This is a genomic window from Treponema sp. OMZ 857, assembly GCF_024181085.1.
GTDB lineage: Bacteria > Spirochaetota > Spirochaetia > Treponematales > Treponemataceae > Treponema.
This window is the reverse complement of record NZ_CP051147.1, coordinates 2,183,580-2,199,849: the sequence shown is the minus strand read 5'-3', so window position 1 is coordinate 2,199,849 and position 16,270 is coordinate 2,183,580. Positions and strand designations below refer to the sequence as shown.

The window sequence follows — 16,270 nt, the reverse complement described above, 5'->3', positions numbered from 1 at the left end:
TACCAATTATGTTGAGTTCTTCCTGTCCGTAAACATTTTAAGCCCAAACAAATCACTCATCAGGCTGAAATGTTTATCAAATGAAAACAAAAAAAGATCATTATTAATCGCATTTTGAGCGATTATCAAATCGGGAATACCGACTTTATTTATACCGTTTAATAGATTTTTAGTTTGCATATCGATAATCTCGTCCCAGTCTATTTCGATATCTATTTGATTAACCGTAAGCAGGAGCCGCTTCAATTTAGATTCTTTTTTCAGATTAATTGAAGGAATCAGCTCTGCCAGCACAAGGTTATTGATACAAAGCGCGTTGTTATTGATCAGCTCATTAAGCACAGCTGCCCGTCCGGTTCCCTTAAAATATTCTATCCAAACGGAGGTATCTACCAGGACCATCTTATGTCCTTTTTCTCAGCGCATCTAAATCGATATCCAAATCAATTTTTCCGTAGTAATTTTTTAGCTGCTGCACTTTCTCTTTTTGGATCAAATTTTCAAGCGCACGTGTGATAACCTCTGTTTTTGTCCGAATTTTTGTCAACGCCATTGCCTCTTCGAGCAAAGGAGCGGACAGATCAAGCGTCGTTCTCATAAACATCCTCCATACAGGCATATTATAGCATTGAATTATATGCATAATCAATAATTTATATATGCACTTCCGGAGCCTTTTCAAAAATTATCCATTATCAATTATTTACCCTTTCCGCGCCGTTACACACAGATACCTTTTTGCAAAAAGCGAGTCGGTTTGTATACCGGTAAAACCTGCCGAAGTCAGCAGTGCACTCAGCTGTTCAGCGGTATAGATTTTCATACCGCTGATTCTTTTCGTCCATTTTTCATCGCCTTTATGAAGCCCGTCTACTTCGTTGCAGATGAAAAAGTGCGCCCCTTTTTTAAGCACGCGGAACACTTCTTTAAACGCTGTTTCTATTTCCGGCCAAAAATAAACCGTTTCAAATGCCGTCGCAATATCGAATGAATCGTTTTCAAACGGCATGGAAGAAACGCTTGCTTGCAGTATACGGCAGGTTCCCCGTTCGATGTACGCCTTATTGCATTTCGTTGATTGCGCAACACAGACATCGGAATAATCAATACCGGTTACCTCTTCGCAGCCGCGCTCAAGCAATCGTTTGACATTTGCACCTCCGCCGCATCCGATATCAAGACCGCTACCTAAAATTTTTCCATCCAAATGCGAAAAGCCCCATTCCGCCATGCGTGTATGTCCTGAATTCATTCCCGCGACAATCAGCTTACCGATAAAGCCCGCAGGTTTTCTAAAATTATCTCCTAAACTCATAGTTACTCCTGAAGAACTTTACATAATTATAGGGAATTTGCGCTAGAGCAGGCCTTTTCAATATCGATCACGTAGTCGCTGTTTTTGATAATCGAGTTCGATGACAATAACGGTCGCGACCGCTCTCCGATCAGAAAAACCGGGATTTATGCTTTCTTTTATTTATAATATGTAAACCTAATTTGACTAGTATATTTTTAGGATAAGCTTCTCTTGCCTCCGTCGGGCATATTTTAACACATGCCATGCACACAATACATTCATTTTTATCGGTTGTCATATCCGCACGTATACAACTTTTAGGACATACTTTTACACATTCGGAACAGTGAATACATTTTTCGTTATTCGTATACGGAACAGTAAATATTCTTTTCCCGGTATGTATCGGTTTATTATCCGCGATAAAACTTATAATTTTATCAAACACAGGTGCCCTATTATAAAGATGTCGTGTCTCCGTATGTAATAATCTGTTTTTTACAGTCTTTCCGAATAGTACCGCTTTTTGTAAATCATCATTATCGGGTCTGCCTTTCGCAACCGGAATATCTTTACCGGAATATGAATGCTCCCCGACAAATTCACCGTACCCGAGCAGCTTTCCGTTACCCTTTTGTATTATAGATATCATTTCTCCGGTAGCAAACATCGGTGATGCATTACCGTATAGTGTGATTGCAATTATACATTTTCCTTGAAAATCCGAATGCTTTATGCAGTTTCTGAATTCCTTATATAAAAAGCCTCCGTATGTCGGAGCGCCCACGATTATCAAATCCGCATCTGCAAAACTTACATCTTGTGTTTTTTCTCTATTGTCCCGTTTAGTCAAATCCGTAGAACATATTATGTCCCCGTCAATTCCTTTAACAATATAATCAATGACTTTTTTCGTTGTTCCCGTAGGTGAAAAGTAAACGGTAGCAAGTTTAATTTTATCCGCAGACATATTCATTGCAGGCGATTATAACACATGGGCATAAAACTTTCAGTCATTGCGGGGAATGTGCGCTTTTTGCGCCAGAGGCTTTTGAACCATTTTCCGTTGTTTCATTCCTCTTCCATCTTCAAAATAATGCTTAAGGGCTCAGAATTGCTACGCCTTGCTTGCAATTCCTTAAGAACCCGATAAAAAGCATACATCCGTGTATGCTTTTTATCCCGAGTTTTCTGTCGAAAACTCGCCGTACTTTTCCCTGCACGGGCATTCTGCCCGTACTCTCTCCCGAAAATAAGCCTTTTATCCGTTCCGGCATGGACGCCGGAAACGCCATACGTGCCCGAGTTTGCGGAGCAAACTCGAGTTAAAAATCGGACTCAGGATGTCCGATTTTTACACCTTCCACTTGATGCCTTTTTGGAAATTGTCCCACATACTTGCGTACAAACCCTTCCGCGCAAGCAGTTCCCTATGTGTGCCTTCTTCTGCGATTTTGCCTTCGTCTATAACGCAGATTTTATCAGCGTTTACGACTGAGGAAAGGCGGTGTGCAATCATGATGACGGTTTTGTCTTTGAGCAGTACGTCGAAGGTCTTTTTGATTTTGTATTCGTTTTCGGCATCGGCGAAGGCGGTTGCTTCATCAAGCACGATGATGGGGGCATCCTGCAATAAGGCACGGGCGATAGCAAGCCGCTGGGCTTCTCCGCCTGAGACGTATGTGCCCTTGGTGCCGTACACGGTGTCGATACCGGCGGGGAGTTTTTCGATAATATCCATACATTCGGCTTTGCGGAGTGCTTCCATTACCTCTTCGCGGCTTGCATCTTTTTTGCCGTAGCGGATATTTTCTAAAATGCTTTCCTTAAAAAGCTTATTCTCTTGGAACACAAAACCGATAGTGTGCAGCAGGTCGCTTGTTTTTATATCGCGGATGTCAACATTGCCGATACTGATACTTCCGGAATCGATTTCCCAAAAACGGCCGAGCAAATTGACCAGTGTGGTTTTGCCGCCGCCTGAAGGACCGACCAGTGCGGTGAGCGAATGTTCGGGGATGTGCAAACTGATACCGTTTACCGCAGTGCGGCTCTGGGTTTGCAGGCTGGTACTGTCAGTAGTTCCTGTTTCTGTAGCCGTGGTACAGTCTTTTTCTGCTGCTTCGGATGCCGCAGCTTCTCCCTCGCTATTATTGTGCGCTGCGGCGGTCTTTGTCGTTTTCGCTGCTTCCGGTGCTGTCTCCGTCTTATATGAAAATATCACGTTGTTAAATGCAATATCATATTTTTTAGGCAGTATGGATGTTTCCGGTTCCTTGGTCAGCGGCGCTTGCAAAATATCTTCGATACGGTTGAGTGCATCGTTTGAACGCTGATAAAACGTATTTGCATACATAACTTTCATCAGCATCGTGTAGGTAACCGGTGCAAAGGCGAGGTAAAATACAAAGCTGTAAAAAAAGTGCGGATCAAGCGTTGCCGTCCCAGCCATCAGTAAAGCGGTAGGCAGCAAGAATACAAAGCCTAGTTTAATAAGCGATAAAAAAATCGAATAGCCGTTTTCCCACGACATCGAATATTGGAGAACGAACTCTTTATAGTTCATAATCGAGGTGTAAAAGTTTTTGAAATAGTAAACAGACTGATTAAAAGTTTTGATAACCGAAATACCGCGTACATATTCGGTACCCGCGTTGTTCATCTGCTCAAGTGCATCTTCATACTTTTGCATAAAACCGGAGTTTGTACTAATCCGCATTAACACAGCTTGCAGAACAAACGCAAACACAAGCGGTAAAAGGGAAATCAGCCCGAGCCGCCAGTCGAATACCAATGTAAGCACAAGTATTGCAAAAGGAGAGACCATGTTCTGTGCGGTGTCGGGCATATTATGAGCAATGAGCGTTTCAAGCTGATTAACATTTTTTTCAAACACCTTGCGCACCTTGCCGCTGACATGCGTAATATGCCAGCCGATGGGTATGTCCGCCAGCGCTTCCGCCATTCGTATCGAAAGGTTTTGTTGAATGGTAAATGCCGTCGCGTGTGAAAGCATCAGCGCTGCGTAATACAGCACAAAGCCCGCCGCAGCAGCACCGACCGCCCACAGCCCGTAGCGTGTAAGAGCTGCTGCATTCACCGCTTCTTTTGCCGCAACTGCGGAAATCACATCGCGCATTACAAAGAACACCATAATGTACGGCACAAAACTGACGAGTGCGCTTAAAGCGGAAAGCACCAGCGACAGTGGCAAAAGCCCTTTGCTGTTGCCCGCATAGCTTAACAGCCGCTTAACGGCTTGCTGCTTCGCCGGATTTCGTTCCTGCTGCTGCGGTGCAGCACTCTCCTGTGCCGGATTTTCCTCTGTAGCATTTGCCGGGGATTGCCGCTCCTTTGCAGCGCTTTTCTCCTGCGGCTTTTTTGTATCATTCATAGAGAATAGTCCTCCATATCAAATAATCGACGATGTCGTCAGTTAGTTGGTATGGAAAATATATACGAATGAATATGCGTTGTCAACGACGCTTAACAATTTAATTTACAATTTAGTAATGTTGATGGGGCTTATCACTTACCGTCTCTTCCACGGAATAAAGCGGTTAACCCGTTTGCAATATGCTGCGTATTCATCGCCGAAACGTTCGGTAAGCCATTGCTCTTCCGTCAATTTCATAAACACGGTAAGGTATACCCAAAAGAGCAGCGGTAATATCAATATATACCAATTTCGGCAGACTAATAACGCACCGGTGCAGATAAATAAAAAAGCGGAATAAATCGGGTTACGCACGAGGGCGTAAACACCATCCGTTGCAAGCTGATTTGATTTTATCTTAATATCGATACGGGAACCGAATACTGCAGCGCACCACAATGCGATGCCGCCGCCAATACACAATATCCCGGCAATGACAAAAACGATTGTAATGATTGCACTACGTACGTTTCCGTTTGTCAGTAGATCGAATTTTACCACGGTAATACCTGCGGCAGTGAAGGCAATCATAATTGCAATACATACAGGACCGATACCCATTACAGGGAGATGTTCTTGTTCAGTTGTTTTCATTTAAGTATCCTTTGTCTCCTTTTTACTACGAATAGTGCCGATCAGATGTTGTAAGCTCAAAATCGGATGTCGGAATAACATACGCGGGCCGCTGTAACGCATAACTGCGCGGATTTGCCGACGCATCTCCGGCTTGTAGCAATGTACCGGACAAACGTTACAAAACGGTTTTTCATGCTTGCCACGGTATCGGCATTGTTCAATTTGTTTATGTGTATATGCCTTTAATGACTCTATGTCCGGTACCGCTGCCTCAATAACTTCCATATCAGACTTTGAAGAATCATACCGATGCGCCGTTGCATAGAGATCGATCATCGAATCAACTAAGCGCACTTCATCTTCTACCGTCATCTTATGCATATCGGTACCTCATTGTTGCGTAATCGGAACAATTTATTCGCACGAAGCGTTTACGACTTCGATGCTCTGCCTTTGGGAATTCGATTGCTCACATTCGGGTACTGTTATCGTTTGGTTCCCTTTTATATGAATGTCGAGCTGTTGGAAAGGTATCTCAATATTTTCTTGCTTAAGCCTTTCATCTATTTCGACAAACAGTGAATTACGTAAATTTACAAAGTCTTCGATTTTTGTCCATGCCATAAGAGTCAAATCAATACTTGAAGTTGAAAAACTTGTCCAAAGAATTGAAGGCGCCGGATCATCAATAATAAATGCATTATTTTTTGCAACGGATAAAAGTATTTGCTCCAGCTTTCTTAAATCAGTACCGTAAGCGACACCCAATTCCGTCTTAACCCGTCTATACGGAAACTGAGAATAATTTATCAGGTTTGCTTTTATTATCGTCTCATTTGGAATTCTGACGTATTGACTGTCAAATGTTTTTAGGATAACCGACAATAAATTAATCGATTGCACCGTGCCGATAGTTCCTTCAACTTCAATGACGTCGTTTATTCTAAATGCTCGTTCGGTTATAACAAATAATCCGGAAATAATATTCGATATTGAAGTTTGAGCTGCAAAGCCTATTGCGACACCGGCAATTCCCGCAGCACCAAGGATGGCCCTGATGTCTATCCCCAACCGATGAAAAACCGTCAGCACCATAACGGCAAAACCTGCGTATCTGATACCTTTATCAATTATATGCTGTATTTGCAATGAACATTTTTTTACCGTGATTTTTTTTACGATAGAATTCAGTATTTTAAAAAAGAGAGAGATAACAGAAAGAATAAAAACAAATTGTATAATACTCCATATTTTTGCAGTGAGTATTTCATTTGTTTCTGTAGTAAAAAAGCCGGTGAAATTTTTGATAGAAGTGCTTATGCTGTTCATGGCAGGGATTTTACCATAGTTATAAAAAACAATAAAGGCATGGGTACATCAGCGCGCAGCAGCTTAAAACATATCTGACTAAAATCACACAAATTAGCAATACTTGACATATCCTTCTTTTTTATGTTATAAACCCACGATTTAAATTAAAAGAGGCAATGATGATAAAGCGCTTACGGCAACACCAGTATAATCCTTGTGTACCATTCGGGGGTATAATCCGCAGGGGTTTACCCTTTCAACTGCCGGTAAGCATTATTACCGTAACCGATAAGGATACTGTTTTCTAAATGAAGACAGTATCCTTTTTTTTTGCTTGAGGAGGTTCTATGATAAACGGGAAGAAGGATATCATTTCAATGAATGATTTTACCGCAGAAGAAATTCTGCTCATTTTGAAAAAGGCGGAAGCAATAGAAAAAATGTCCGATGAGGAAAAACTTTCGCTGATGCACGGCAAGATTGTTGCAACCATGTTTTATGAACCGAGCACGCGAACCAAACTATCATTTGAGTCGGCTGCAATGCGGCTCGGTGCAAATATCCTCTATTTCGATACGGAACATTCATCCGTTAAAAAAGGAGAATCCTTTTCGGACACCATACGCATGGTGGAATCCTATTCCGACATCATTGTGATTCGTCATCCGCTGGACGGAGCGGCGCGTCTTGCGGCTTCCGTTTCTCATAAGCCGGTGTTAAACGGCGGCGACGGTTCAAACCAGCACCCAAGTCAAACGCTGCTCGATTTGTATACCATTATGAAAGAAAAAGGCACTTTGGAAAATCTCCACATTGCTTTTACCGGCGATTTAAAATACGGCCGTACCGTTCATTCGTTGGTTAAAGCCCTCAAGCATTTTCATCCGGTTATCTACTTTGTTTCTCCGTCAAACCTCGCCATGCCGCAATATCTTCTTGACGATTTGAATGATGCAGGAGTTACTTACTATATAGAAGAAAACTTTACCGGCTGTTTGGATAAACTCGATGTATTTTATATGACCCGCATTCAGCGCGAACGCTTTCCCGATCCGGAAGAATACGAAAAGGTAAAGGGTATTTATATCATCAATAGAGGCAACATAGAAGGGAAGTGCAAAGACGATATGATTATCATGCATCCGCTGCCGCGTGTGAATGAAATCGATGTGGATTTGGATACTACAAAATATGCGCGTTATTTTGAGCAAGCGCGGAACGGCATCCCGATTAGACAGGCAATGATGATGCTCTCTCTAGAACGGTAGTAGGGAATGAAGTGTATTAAAGTCAGAAGGAGTTGAATGATGGAATTACAGATAACTGCATTGGAAAATGGAATAGTGATTGACCATATACCACCGGAGCGTACCTTTGCGATCGTCAAAATGCTGAAATTAAAAGAGTATACCGATATGGTAACCGTCGGTTTTAATTTGCATAGCAAGGCGCACAGTAAAAAAGGCCTCATTAAGATTGCCGATAAAACATTGACCAAATCGGAGCTGGAAAAAATTTCGCTGTTGGCGCCCCATGCGACGGTCAATATCATTAAAGACAGTAAGGTCGTACAGAAAATACCACTCGAACTGCCTGATGAAATTGAAGCGTTTATGCACTGTGAAAATTTTAAATGTATTTCAAATAATGAAGCGGTACCGTCGCGATTTATAAAGGTACATTCGCATGGACAGGATTGCTACAAGTGTTTTTACTGTGAACGGGTTATTCCGGTCGCTGACATTAAGCTTAATTTAAATTAGCGGAGAAGCGGTATGGAATACCGGTGCGGAAAAAAGCATTTTGAAAAAACCGAAATTGTTTCCCATGAATATGCGGGAGCCGATTGTTACTGTCTCACCGTCCGATTGCCGCGGAAGATAGAAGGCTCCGAGCTTCCCCGTGCGGGACAGTTTTACATGATCAGTTTGCACGATAAATCCCATATTTTACCCCGCCCCATCAGTCTGCATTCATTTGATGAGAAGCAGGGTACCTTGAGCTTTGTATATCGCCCCATAGGCGCCGGCACACAAGAATTAACGCAGTACCGTGTCGGTGAAAGCCTTGCTATTCAAGGCCCCTTGGGCAACGGCTTTACGGTTCCTTCCGCCGGCCCCTGCCATATTATCGCGGGAGGCGGTATAGGACTTGCACCGCTGCCTCAACTGATACGGACGATTCGGAGCAGACAGCCGGAAGCGCGCATTATTTTTTTTGCAGGAGGACGCGACCGGCATATTCAAGAACTTATTGATTTTTTTGCCCTGCCTGCGGATATTGAACTCATCCTTTGTACCGATGACGGCAGCCTCGGTATTCACGGGTTTGTACCGGACGTACTTTCAGCGTATATCGAAAAACACCGCGGCAGCGGGGGGGCGGCTGCGGACATTGCGATGATCTATGCCTGCGGGCCAACTGCAATGCTGAATAAAATACGTGCGTTTTCGCAGTCGGCGCAGTTACCCTGTCAGCTTTCCCTTGAGCGCCGGATGGCGTGCGGTGTGCGCGCCTGTATGGGATGTTCCATTCAAACGGCTGCGGGGGTGAAAAAAGTATGCGCCGACGGCCCTGTTTTCGATTCGCTTTTATTCCCGAACGAATTGCCGTAACAATGAGAGAACGAGCCGTGATAATTGAGAGAATGATATGAGCAAACTTACACTGGATTTTTTAGGTTTACATTTAACGAACCCGTTGATGACGGCGAGCGGCTGTTTCGGCTACGGTACCGACTATGCGGATTTCTTTGAGCCGAATATACTCGGTGCGGCGGTGCTGAAAGGGTTAACGCTTGAGCCGCGGGACGGTAATGCTGGAGTGCGGATTGCGGAAACGCCGTCCGGTATGCTCAACTGCGTCGGTTTGGAAAATGTCGGCTATGATGAGTTTGTGCGGCGGGTATTGCCGGAAATCCTTCCGCAACTGCACATTCCGCTGATTATTAATATTAACGGCAAAACCGCAGAAGAATATGCGGAACTTGCCGCCCAGCTGAACGACATCGCGGAAGTTGCAGCCGTAGAGCTTAACATTTCCTGCCCGAATGTAAAGCACGGGGGAATGGCTTTCGGTACCGATCCGGCGCAAACGGAGCGGGTGGTCTCGCTGGTACGGGCGGCAAGCCGGAAACCGCTCATCGTGAAGCTGTCGCCGAACGTTACCGACATTACGGTGTTTGCCCGCATCGCGGAGGCTCAAGGAGCGGATGCGCTGTCGCTGATTAACACGGTTTCCGGTATGGCAATCGACATCAATACCCAAAAGCCGCTGCTCGGTAATATTTTTGGCGGACTGTCCGGCCCTGCGGTAAAACCCATTGCGGTCAGGATGGTCTATCAGGTGTCGCAGGTTACGTCGCTGCCGATTGTCGGGATGGGCGGTATACGGACTGCGGAGGACGCAATCGAATTTATCCTTGCAGGAGCTTCGACTGTTGCGGTCGGCTGCGGTCTTTTTAACAATCCTTGCGCTGCGGTAGAAATACTTGACGGTCTTGAACGGTATTGTGAAAAGCAGCAAACTACCGTTACGGACTTGGTCGGCCGCAGCCATCCCGACGGAGGAGCTGCATACCGCAGCAAACTCAAACGCCGCGGCGCCGTTCGCAATACCGTTCAATAAGAGGAGAGTAGGGAAGTCTCGAAAGCAACCAGCTTTGAGATACTCTCATCCTGGAGGAGTTTTACAATATGGAAAAGACACAATGCGAAACTATCAGCAATGCTGTCCGCGAAAAATTGATTGTTGCGTTGGACTATGACACACTCGACCAAGCAGCCGCCCTCGTGGAGCAGCTCGGCGATAGCGTTACGGTGTATAAGGCTGGGTTGGAAATTTTCTTACGGACGAAGGGAGCCATTGTCGATTACTTGCACGGAAAAAATAAAAAAGTGTTTTTGGATTTAAAGTTCCATGATATTACCAACACGGTTGTGCAGGCCTGCCTTTTTGCAGCGGAGCAAAATGTGTTCATGTTCAATGTGCATTGCTCCAACAGCGAAAAAACTATGAGGGCAGTCGCCGAGATGCTCAAAGAAAAAGGTTCTCGGAGCATTTGCATCGGCGTAACGGTCTTAACCAATTTAAACGCACAGGACTTACAGCAATTCTACGGAGCAGCCGTCGATGTTGGAACAACCGTCGAAGCGATGGCGGCCGCTGTCAGCAATGCCGGTTTACAGGGTATTGTCTGTTCTGCGCAGGAGGCTGCCGCTATTAAACAGCGTTTCGGTAAGGATTTTATCACCGTATGTCCGGGAGTCCGCCCTGCCTTTACCCAAAGCGGCTCGTATGCTCAAAACCGCAAAGAAGATCAGGCACGGGTGATGACTGCCTACGAAGCGGTAAAAAACGGAGCCGATTATTTGGTGGTCGGCCGCCCGATTACCCAACATCCCGATCCCGTTCAGGCTGTGCACGCGGTTTTGGAGGAAATTAGACAGGCAGCGGAGGGCTAAACGGTGCTCATACTTAAAAACGGGAAAACTGTCCGCAACGAAATTATCGACCTGGTAATCAACGGCGATATAATAGAAGATATCATCATCAAACAGAGTATGTCCGATCAGGACTATCCAAAAGAGGTGGATGCCGTACAGGATTCGCAGGAGATTAACTTGGAAGGCCGTCTCGTTATGCCGGGTATTATCGACTTGCACACCCACATGCGAGATCCGGGGCTTACCCATAAAGAAGATTTTTATACCGGTTCGCGCGCCTGTGCAAAAGGTGGCATAACGACCTTTTTTGATATGCCGAATACGCAGCCGCCGACGGTAACGCCTCAGGCGCTTACGGAAAAAATTGCACAGGCGGCGCGGGTTTCAGCCGTTAATTTCGGCTTTCACTTCGGCGCTTCAAAAAACAATAATATTGATGAAATCCGGCGCGTTATCGGTAGCGGTCAGGCGCGCAGTACGAAGGTGTTTATGAATGTGAGCACCGGTCTTATGCTGATTGAAGATACCGCTCTGCTGGCTGAAATTTTTAAGGCTGGAGGCTTGGTCTTTGTCCATGCCGAAGCGGAGATGATCGATAAAGCGATTGAGCTGAATGCCCGCTATGGGAACGGTTTATATATTTGCCATATTTCTTCCGAAGAAGAGATGAGGACGGTCATCAAGGCGAAGCAAAATCCTGAATTACATAATCGACAGCATCCCATTTATGCGGAAGTAACGCCTCATCATCTTTTTTTACACACCGGTATGCGGGAAGCGAGCGCCGAAGCCGATATGCTGTTGCGGATGAAGCCCGAATTGAAAGCGCAATCCGATACTGCATTTTTGATGCAGGCCATTCGGGACGGCTACGTCGATACCATCGGCACCGATCACGCGCCTCATACGCTGGATGAGAAACTGGCACAGCTGACTTTCGGCATCCCCGGCGCCGAAACCTCGCTGGCGCTGATGCTCACTGCGGCCGCGGAAGGAACTATCACGCTGCCGCTGCTCCAAAAACTGATGAGTGAAAACCCTGCTGCAATACTCGGATTAACGCGCAAGGGGGTACTTGCAAAAGGCGCCGATGCCGATATTACCGTTGCCGACACCGCGGTACACTGGCAGCTCGACCGAAAGGACATCGCATCGAAATGCGGATGGTCGCCTTTTGAGGGCTGGAACTTTATCGGTAAAAATTATATGACTATTGTAAACGGCAAGATAGTCTACCGCGACGACAGTTTCACCGCCGACTTACCGGAACGCCCCGCCGGACGTTTCGTATTTCAGTCATAGGGCAACCGCATCACAATTTGTTTTAAGCGGTTGGCTTCCTTCTGTACGAAATTTTAATAAAATTTCGTACAGTTTTTTCAAGAGAAGGGTAAACGCATCACACAGAATAGATCAGAATCGCAGAATAAGTGAGGTAGGGAAACCATTTGAACCGCGAAGAGGTTCAACTCTGGTTGAACGATCTCACTTATTCTGCGGGGGCACTGAAAACGGTCTGATGCATTTACCCGATTAGGAGTATAATTATGAATGCTGTTCACTGTGATAAAAAAGAAATAGAAATTGCGGTTGCCCGCACGCTCTTTGAGGTAAAAGCCGTCAAGATTAACGTTGCGGAGCCTTTCACCTTTGCTTCGGGGATACGCAGCCCTATCTATTGCGATAACCGCTCTCTTTTAGGTTGGCCTCAACAGCGCACTCTCATTACAGAGGCTTTTACACAATTAATTCCTGCCGATACCGATGTGATTGCAGGCGTTGCTACGGCGGGAGTTCCGTGGGCGGCCTTCATTGCGAATGCCTTGAATAAACCGCTTGCTTACGTGCGTTCCGCGCCGAAAGATCACGGAACGGGCAGCACAATAGAAGGAGCGGCCGTTGCAGATAAGAAGATAGCGCTTATCGAAGATTTAATCTCGACGGGGAAGAGCAGCATCGGCGCGGTAAAGTCCTTACGTGCAGCCGGAGCCGCAGAGGTGAGTTTAAAAGCGATTTTTTCTTATCAATTTGCACAGGCTGATACCAACTTTAAAAACGAAAACTGCCCTTTTGAATCGCTCTCCCGTTTTTCGGTTTTAATTGAGCTCTTGCAAAAAGAAAAATATTTAAGCCCCGAAGAAGCCGCTATCGCGCTTGAATGGAACAAGGAACCCGAAACTTGGTTTGACCGTGTACGGCGCGGGTAAGGGGAAGGGACTATAAGCATTTTACGAGTGACAGAAAGATGGCTTTTGCCGGCTTTCTTTTACCTATCCAAAAACAGCGTTGTTTTTTCGTCAAAGCCGAGTGATACAATGTCTCCGCTTTGGTAGAGTTTCATATCCGGCTTAAAATCGACACTTGCTTTGATAGCTGTTTTTTCATTGAACAACAGATCGTATTCGACGTGACTGCCGACGAAAACAGAAGTCTGCACAACGGCTTTGACGGAACCGGCATCTTTATCCTGTACGGAAATATTTTCGGGACGGACAACAAAAAATACGTCTGCATTCACCGCTGGAGAGTCTGCACAGCCCCGTCTCGCAGTTACTTCATTGACGGAAGAAATCGACGCGGTAATCATATCTCCTTCGATTTTTTGCACTTTTGCAGGAACGATATTCGCTTGACCGATAAAATCGGCGACAAAAGTCGATGCGGGGCTGCCGTATATTTCAAGCGGTGTTCCGATCTGTTCAACTTTACCGCGGCTCATAACAACGATTCTGTCGGAAACAGTGAGCGCTTCCGATTGGTCGTGCGTAACATACAAGCATGTTGTTCCAAGCGCTTTTTGAATTCTGCGAATTTCCGTGCGCATGTGAATCCTCAGTTTTGCGTCAAGGTTCGAAAGCGGTTCGTCCATCAACAAGAGTGACGGTTCCATAACGATGACGCGGGCAAGAGCAACGCGCTGCTGTTCACCGCCGGACAGTTGATTGGGGTAACGGTTTTCGTCTCCACTTAACCCGACAAGTTTCAATGCATTGATGATTTTATCATGGATGTCCGCGTCTTTTTCGCCGCGAGCTTTCAATCCGTATCCGACATTTTTGTAAATCGTCATATGCGGGAAAAGCGCGTAGTTTTGAAACACGAATCCGATCGCGCGTTCATTTACCGGTACACTCGTCATGTCTTTGCCTGCAATAGTGATGCTGCCGCTTGTCGGGCTGACAAACCCCGCTATCATGCGCAATGTCGTCGTTTTACCGCAACCTGACGGCCCCAAAAACGTAACCATCTCTCCTTTCGCGACTTCGATATTGACTTTATCAACTGCATTGAAAATGCCGCCGTTCCGTTCGGGAAATGTTTTTGTAACATCTTTTAAAACAAGTGATATATCTGCCATAGTGTTCTCCGTGTAAATCCGTTTATAATTTTTGCTTCGCTTCTTTTGTAAACTGCATCGAGTATAATTTCATGCACAGTGCTATAAGTGCATCGGCAGCAAAGACGATGATAATGAGCACGATCGAAAATGCAGAGGCTTGTGGAAATTGCAGTTCTGTCATGCTTTCAAGGATGCGCGTCGTCAAAAGTGTCCACCGCGCCGAAACAAGGAATATCGTTGCACTGATTGCCGTCATACAATGGATAAAGAGGTAGCGCATACCTGTAAGTATCGCCGGAATGATAAGCGGAACCGTTACGTGCGTAAATGTCCGCACGGCGCCCGCACCGAGACTTGCAGATGCTTCTTCGAGGCTAGGATCAATCTGCTGCAGCGATGCGATAACAGATCGAATACCTGTTGCATAGTAACGGAAAATATACGCGGCAACGAGGATTGTCATTGTACCGGTTAATAAAATCGGACGTTTGTTGAACGCTGCAATATACGCAATACCGACGACCGTACCGGGCAGCGCATAGTTGAGCAGCGAAGAAAAATCAAGCAGGCGTTTTGCCGGAAATTCCTTCCGCTGAATGATGTAGCCGATGACAACCGAAAGCAAAGCACCGAGCAGCGTCGAGATAATTGCGATCGTCAGCGTATCAGACAGCGCCTTTTTTCCATTTGCGAAAACGTATCGGTAATTTTGCAGTGTCAGCGTATTGTCGATGCCCCATACTTTAACAAACGATCCGGCAAGGATAATAAAATACAAGTAGATAACAAAAATAATTACGATAAAGGCAATACAATAGCAAAGTATTTTCATCCACTTCGGCAACGGAATGAATTTCGATTGCGCTGCACTCTTACCCGAAACGGTTACATAGCTTTTTCGTCCAACAAGCATCTGCTGGAAAAAGAATACGAACAGCGCAGGGATTATTAATAAAAACGAAAGGGATGATCCGCCATTCAAATCAAACATACCGGTGATTTGCAGATATGCCTGTGTCGGCAAAATGGGAAATTTATGGCCGCCTAAAATGAGCGGCGTCGCAAAATCCGCAAGGCTCGACCCGAAGAGCAAAAGAATGGAGTTCGCAACAGCAGGAACCGAAAGAGGTGCCGTAATCGTTCGAAATATCCGTCCGCTTTTTGCACCTAAACTTGATGCGGCGTCATCAAGGTTTGAGCTCATTGTATTTAAAATTGCAGAGATGACCATATAGGCTACGGGAAAATAGGTAAGTGTTTCGGAAATCCACGTACCCGTAAATCCGTAAATATTTGCATCGGGAATACCGAGCAATTTTAATAATGTCCCGTTCGGACCGAGTGCAAGTGTCAGCGAAATGCTGCTCGTAAACGGCGGTGAAATAAGCGGCAGAATCGTTATTGCACTGATAGCTATTTTAAGAAATTTCGGAAGGTTCGTCCTATTTACGACAAGAGCAAAGACATATCCTAAAAATGTACCGCATATACTGACCGCAGCCGCAAGTTTGAGGCTATTCCACAATGCTTTCAGCGTATATGCATTAAGAAAATTTTTTCTGAGTAACTCGGCTGAAATACGGCCATTTGAAAAAAATGCCGTATACAAAAGCGTGATGACAGGATAAAAAATAAATATCGCAAAACAAAACCAAATGACAGCGAGCGTACAAAAAAGAGCCGGATCTTTTTTGATTAAAAGTATACGGCATTCATTTTGTGAAGACTTATTAATATACATTGCTAATCCTCAACTCGGCAACGGTGAAGGGAAAAATACGCAAAACTTTTCCGGATAATTCACCGTTTGCCGAAGTTTTCGTGTATCACCGGAATGCCGAGTTCAAAACTCCGGCATTCAATCC

The 16,270-nt window shown here is 45.2% G+C and carries 17 protein-coding genes; 7 read left to right on the top strand and 10 right to left on the bottom strand.

What is annotated here, in order from left to right; translation table 11 throughout:
- Nucleotides 1–6: 6 nt before the first annotated feature.
- The 8 genes from E4N66_RS09895 to E4N66_RS09860 all read right to left on the bottom strand — a co-directional run bounded on the left by E4N66_RS09895 (nucleotide 7) and on the right by E4N66_RS09860 (nucleotide 6,638).
- The gene (locus E4N66_RS09895) at nucleotides 7–402 is read right to left on the bottom strand and encodes a PIN domain-containing protein (protein WP_253673919.1); all 396 of its coding nucleotides are present in this window, start codon (nucleotides 400–402) and stop codon (nucleotides 7–9) included.
- Between the two features lies 1 nt (nucleotide 403).
- Nucleotides 404–598: a type II toxin-antitoxin system VapB family antitoxin gene (locus E4N66_RS09890; protein WP_044013578.1), complete on the bottom strand. Its 195-nt coding sequence runs from the start codon at nucleotides 596–598 to the stop codon at nucleotides 404–406.
- Nucleotides 599–703: 105 nt separating this feature from the next.
- Nucleotides 704–1,315: a class I SAM-dependent methyltransferase gene (locus E4N66_RS09885; protein ID WP_253673923.1), complete on the bottom strand. Its 612-nt coding sequence runs from the start codon at nucleotides 1,313–1,315 to the stop codon at nucleotides 704–706.
- A 130-nt stretch (nucleotides 1,316–1,445) separates the two neighbouring features.
- On the bottom strand, nucleotides 1,446–2,267 hold the full coding sequence (locus tag E4N66_RS09880; protein WP_253673925.1) for an EFR1 family ferrodoxin: 822 nt from the start codon (nucleotides 2,265–2,267) through the stop codon (nucleotides 1,446–1,448).
- Nucleotides 2,268–2,651: 384 nt separating this feature from the next.
- The gene (locus E4N66_RS09875) at nucleotides 2,652–4,691 is read right to left on the bottom strand and encodes an ABC transporter ATP-binding protein (protein ID WP_253727896.1); all 2,040 of its coding nucleotides are present in this window, start codon (nucleotides 4,689–4,691) and stop codon (nucleotides 2,652–2,654) included.
- A 138-nt stretch (nucleotides 4,692–4,829) separates the two neighbouring features.
- Nucleotides 4,830–5,327 carry a methyltransferase family protein gene (locus E4N66_RS09870; protein ID WP_253727895.1) on the bottom strand — a complete coding sequence of 166 codons (498 nt, stop codon included), beginning with the start codon at nucleotides 5,325–5,327 and terminating at the stop codon, nucleotides 4,830–4,832.
- The gene (locus E4N66_RS09865; RefSeq protein WP_253673933.1) at nucleotides 5,328–5,690 is read right to left on the bottom strand and encodes a nitrous oxide-stimulated promoter family protein; all 363 of its coding nucleotides are present in this window, start codon (nucleotides 5,688–5,690) and stop codon (nucleotides 5,328–5,330) included.
- A gap of 33 nt (nucleotides 5,691–5,723) precedes the next feature.
- Nucleotides 5,724–6,638, bottom strand: coding sequence for a mechanosensitive ion channel family protein (locus E4N66_RS09860; protein WP_253673934.1), 915 nt, complete (start codon nucleotides 6,636–6,638; stop codon nucleotides 5,724–5,726).
- A 329-nt stretch (nucleotides 6,639–6,967) separates the two neighbouring features.
- Here E4N66_RS09860 and pyrB point away from each other — a divergent pair, with 329 nt between their 5' ends.
- The 7 genes from pyrB (at nucleotide 6,968) to pyrE (ending at nucleotide 13,272) form a co-directional block, all read left to right on the top strand.
- Nucleotides 6,968–7,888 (top strand): aspartate carbamoyltransferase, encoded by a 921-nt coding sequence (gene pyrB, locus E4N66_RS09855; RefSeq protein ID WP_253673935.1) that lies wholly within the window; start codon nucleotides 6,968–6,970, stop codon nucleotides 7,886–7,888.
- Nucleotides 7,889–7,924: 36 nt separating this feature from the next.
- Nucleotides 7,925–8,383 carry an aspartate carbamoyltransferase regulatory subunit gene (locus tag E4N66_RS09850; RefSeq protein WP_253727894.1) on the top strand — a complete coding sequence of 153 codons (459 nt, stop codon included), beginning with the start codon at nucleotides 7,925–7,927 and terminating at the stop codon, nucleotides 8,381–8,383.
- A gap of 12 nt (nucleotides 8,384–8,395) precedes the next feature.
- Nucleotides 8,396–9,235 (top strand): dihydroorotate dehydrogenase electron transfer subunit, encoded by an 840-nt coding sequence (locus tag E4N66_RS09845; protein WP_253727893.1) that lies wholly within the window; start codon nucleotides 8,396–8,398, stop codon nucleotides 9,233–9,235.
- Between the two features lie 37 nt (nucleotides 9,236–9,272).
- The gene (locus tag E4N66_RS09840; protein ID WP_253727892.1) at nucleotides 9,273–10,247 is read left to right on the top strand and encodes a dihydroorotate dehydrogenase; all 975 of its coding nucleotides are present in this window, start codon (nucleotides 9,273–9,275) and stop codon (nucleotides 10,245–10,247) included.
- A 68-nt stretch (nucleotides 10,248–10,315) separates the two neighbouring features.
- Nucleotides 10,316–11,083: an orotidine-5'-phosphate decarboxylase gene (gene pyrF / locus E4N66_RS09835; RefSeq protein WP_253727891.1), complete on the top strand. Its 768-nt coding sequence runs from the start codon at nucleotides 10,316–10,318 to the stop codon at nucleotides 11,081–11,083.
- A gap of 3 nt (nucleotides 11,084–11,086) precedes the next feature.
- Nucleotides 11,087–12,367, top strand: coding sequence for a dihydroorotase (locus E4N66_RS09830; protein ID WP_253727889.1), 1,281 nt, complete (start codon nucleotides 11,087–11,089; stop codon nucleotides 12,365–12,367).
- A gap of 245 nt (nucleotides 12,368–12,612) precedes the next feature.
- A complete protein-coding gene (pyrE, locus tag E4N66_RS09825; RefSeq protein ID WP_052185454.1) occupies nucleotides 12,613–13,272 on the top strand; it encodes an orotate phosphoribosyltransferase in 660 nt (219 codons plus the stop codon).
- Nucleotides 13,273–13,331: 59 nt separating this feature from the next.
- On the opposite strand, the gene E4N66_RS09820 is transcribed toward pyrE, so the two are convergent.
- Both E4N66_RS09820 and E4N66_RS09815 read right to left on the bottom strand, forming a co-directional pair.
- Nucleotides 13,332–14,423 carry an ABC transporter ATP-binding protein gene (locus tag E4N66_RS09820; RefSeq protein ID WP_253673944.1) on the bottom strand — a complete coding sequence of 364 codons (1,092 nt, stop codon included), beginning with the start codon at nucleotides 14,421–14,423 and terminating at the stop codon, nucleotides 13,332–13,334.
- A gap of 22 nt (nucleotides 14,424–14,445) precedes the next feature.
- On the bottom strand, nucleotides 14,446–16,146 hold the full coding sequence (locus E4N66_RS09815) for an ABC transporter permease (protein ID WP_253727888.1): 1,701 nt from the start codon (nucleotides 16,144–16,146) through the stop codon (nucleotides 14,446–14,448).
- Nucleotides 16,147–16,270 lie beyond the last annotated feature (124 nt).

What these genes read in the sequence shown, in the direction of transcription:
- E4N66_RS09895 (WP_253673919.1), bottom strand. Translation starts at nt 402, where the DNA reads ATGGTCCTGGTAGATACCTCCGTTTGGATAGAATATTTTAAGGGAACC.
- E4N66_RS09890 (WP_044013578.1), bottom strand. Translation starts at nt 598, where the DNA reads ATGAGAACGACGCTTGATCTGTCCGCTCCTTTGCTCGAAGAGGCAATG.
- E4N66_RS09885 (WP_253673923.1), bottom strand. Translation starts at nt 1,315, where the DNA reads ATGAGTTTAGGAGATAATTTTAGAAAACCTGCGGGCTTTATCGGTAAG.
- E4N66_RS09880 (WP_253673925.1), bottom strand. Translation starts at nt 2,267, where the DNA reads ATGTCTGCGGATAAAATTAAACTTGCTACCGTTTACTTTTCACCTACG.
- E4N66_RS09875 (WP_253727896.1), bottom strand. Translation starts at nt 4,691, where the DNA reads ATGAATGATACAAAAAAGCCGCAGGAGAAAAGCGCTGCAAAGGAGCGG.
- E4N66_RS09870 (WP_253727895.1), bottom strand. Translation starts at nt 5,327, where the DNA reads ATGAAAACAACTGAACAAGAACATCTCCCTGTAATGGGTATCGGTCCT.
- E4N66_RS09865 (WP_253673933.1), bottom strand. Translation starts at nt 5,690, where the DNA reads ATGCATAAGATGACGGTAGAAGATGAAGTGCGCTTAGTTGATTCGATG.
- E4N66_RS09860 (WP_253673934.1), bottom strand. Translation starts at nt 6,638, where the DNA reads ATGAACAGCATAAGCACTTCTATCAAAAATTTCACCGGCTTTTTTACT.
- pyrB (WP_253673935.1), top strand. Translation starts at nt 6,968, where the DNA reads ATGATAAACGGGAAGAAGGATATCATTTCAATGAATGATTTTACCGCA.
- E4N66_RS09850 (WP_253727894.1), top strand. Translation starts at nt 7,925, where the DNA reads ATGATGGAATTACAGATAACTGCATTGGAAAATGGAATAGTGATTGAC.
- E4N66_RS09845 (WP_253727893.1), top strand. Translation starts at nt 8,396, where the DNA reads ATGGAATACCGGTGCGGAAAAAAGCATTTTGAAAAAACCGAAATTGTT.
- E4N66_RS09840 (WP_253727892.1), top strand. Translation starts at nt 9,273, where the DNA reads ATGAGCAAACTTACACTGGATTTTTTAGGTTTACATTTAACGAACCCG.
- pyrF (WP_253727891.1), top strand. Translation starts at nt 10,316, where the DNA reads ATGGAAAAGACACAATGCGAAACTATCAGCAATGCTGTCCGCGAAAAA.
- pyrE (WP_052185454.1), top strand. Translation starts at nt 12,613, where the DNA reads ATGAATGCTGTTCACTGTGATAAAAAAGAAATAGAAATTGCGGTTGCC.
- E4N66_RS09820 (WP_253673944.1), bottom strand. Translation starts at nt 14,423, where the DNA reads ATGGCAGATATATCACTTGTTTTAAAAGATGTTACAAAAACATTTCCC.
- E4N66_RS09815 (WP_253727888.1), bottom strand. Translation starts at nt 16,146, where the DNA reads ATGTATATTAATAAGTCTTCACAAAATGAATGCCGTATACTTTTAATC.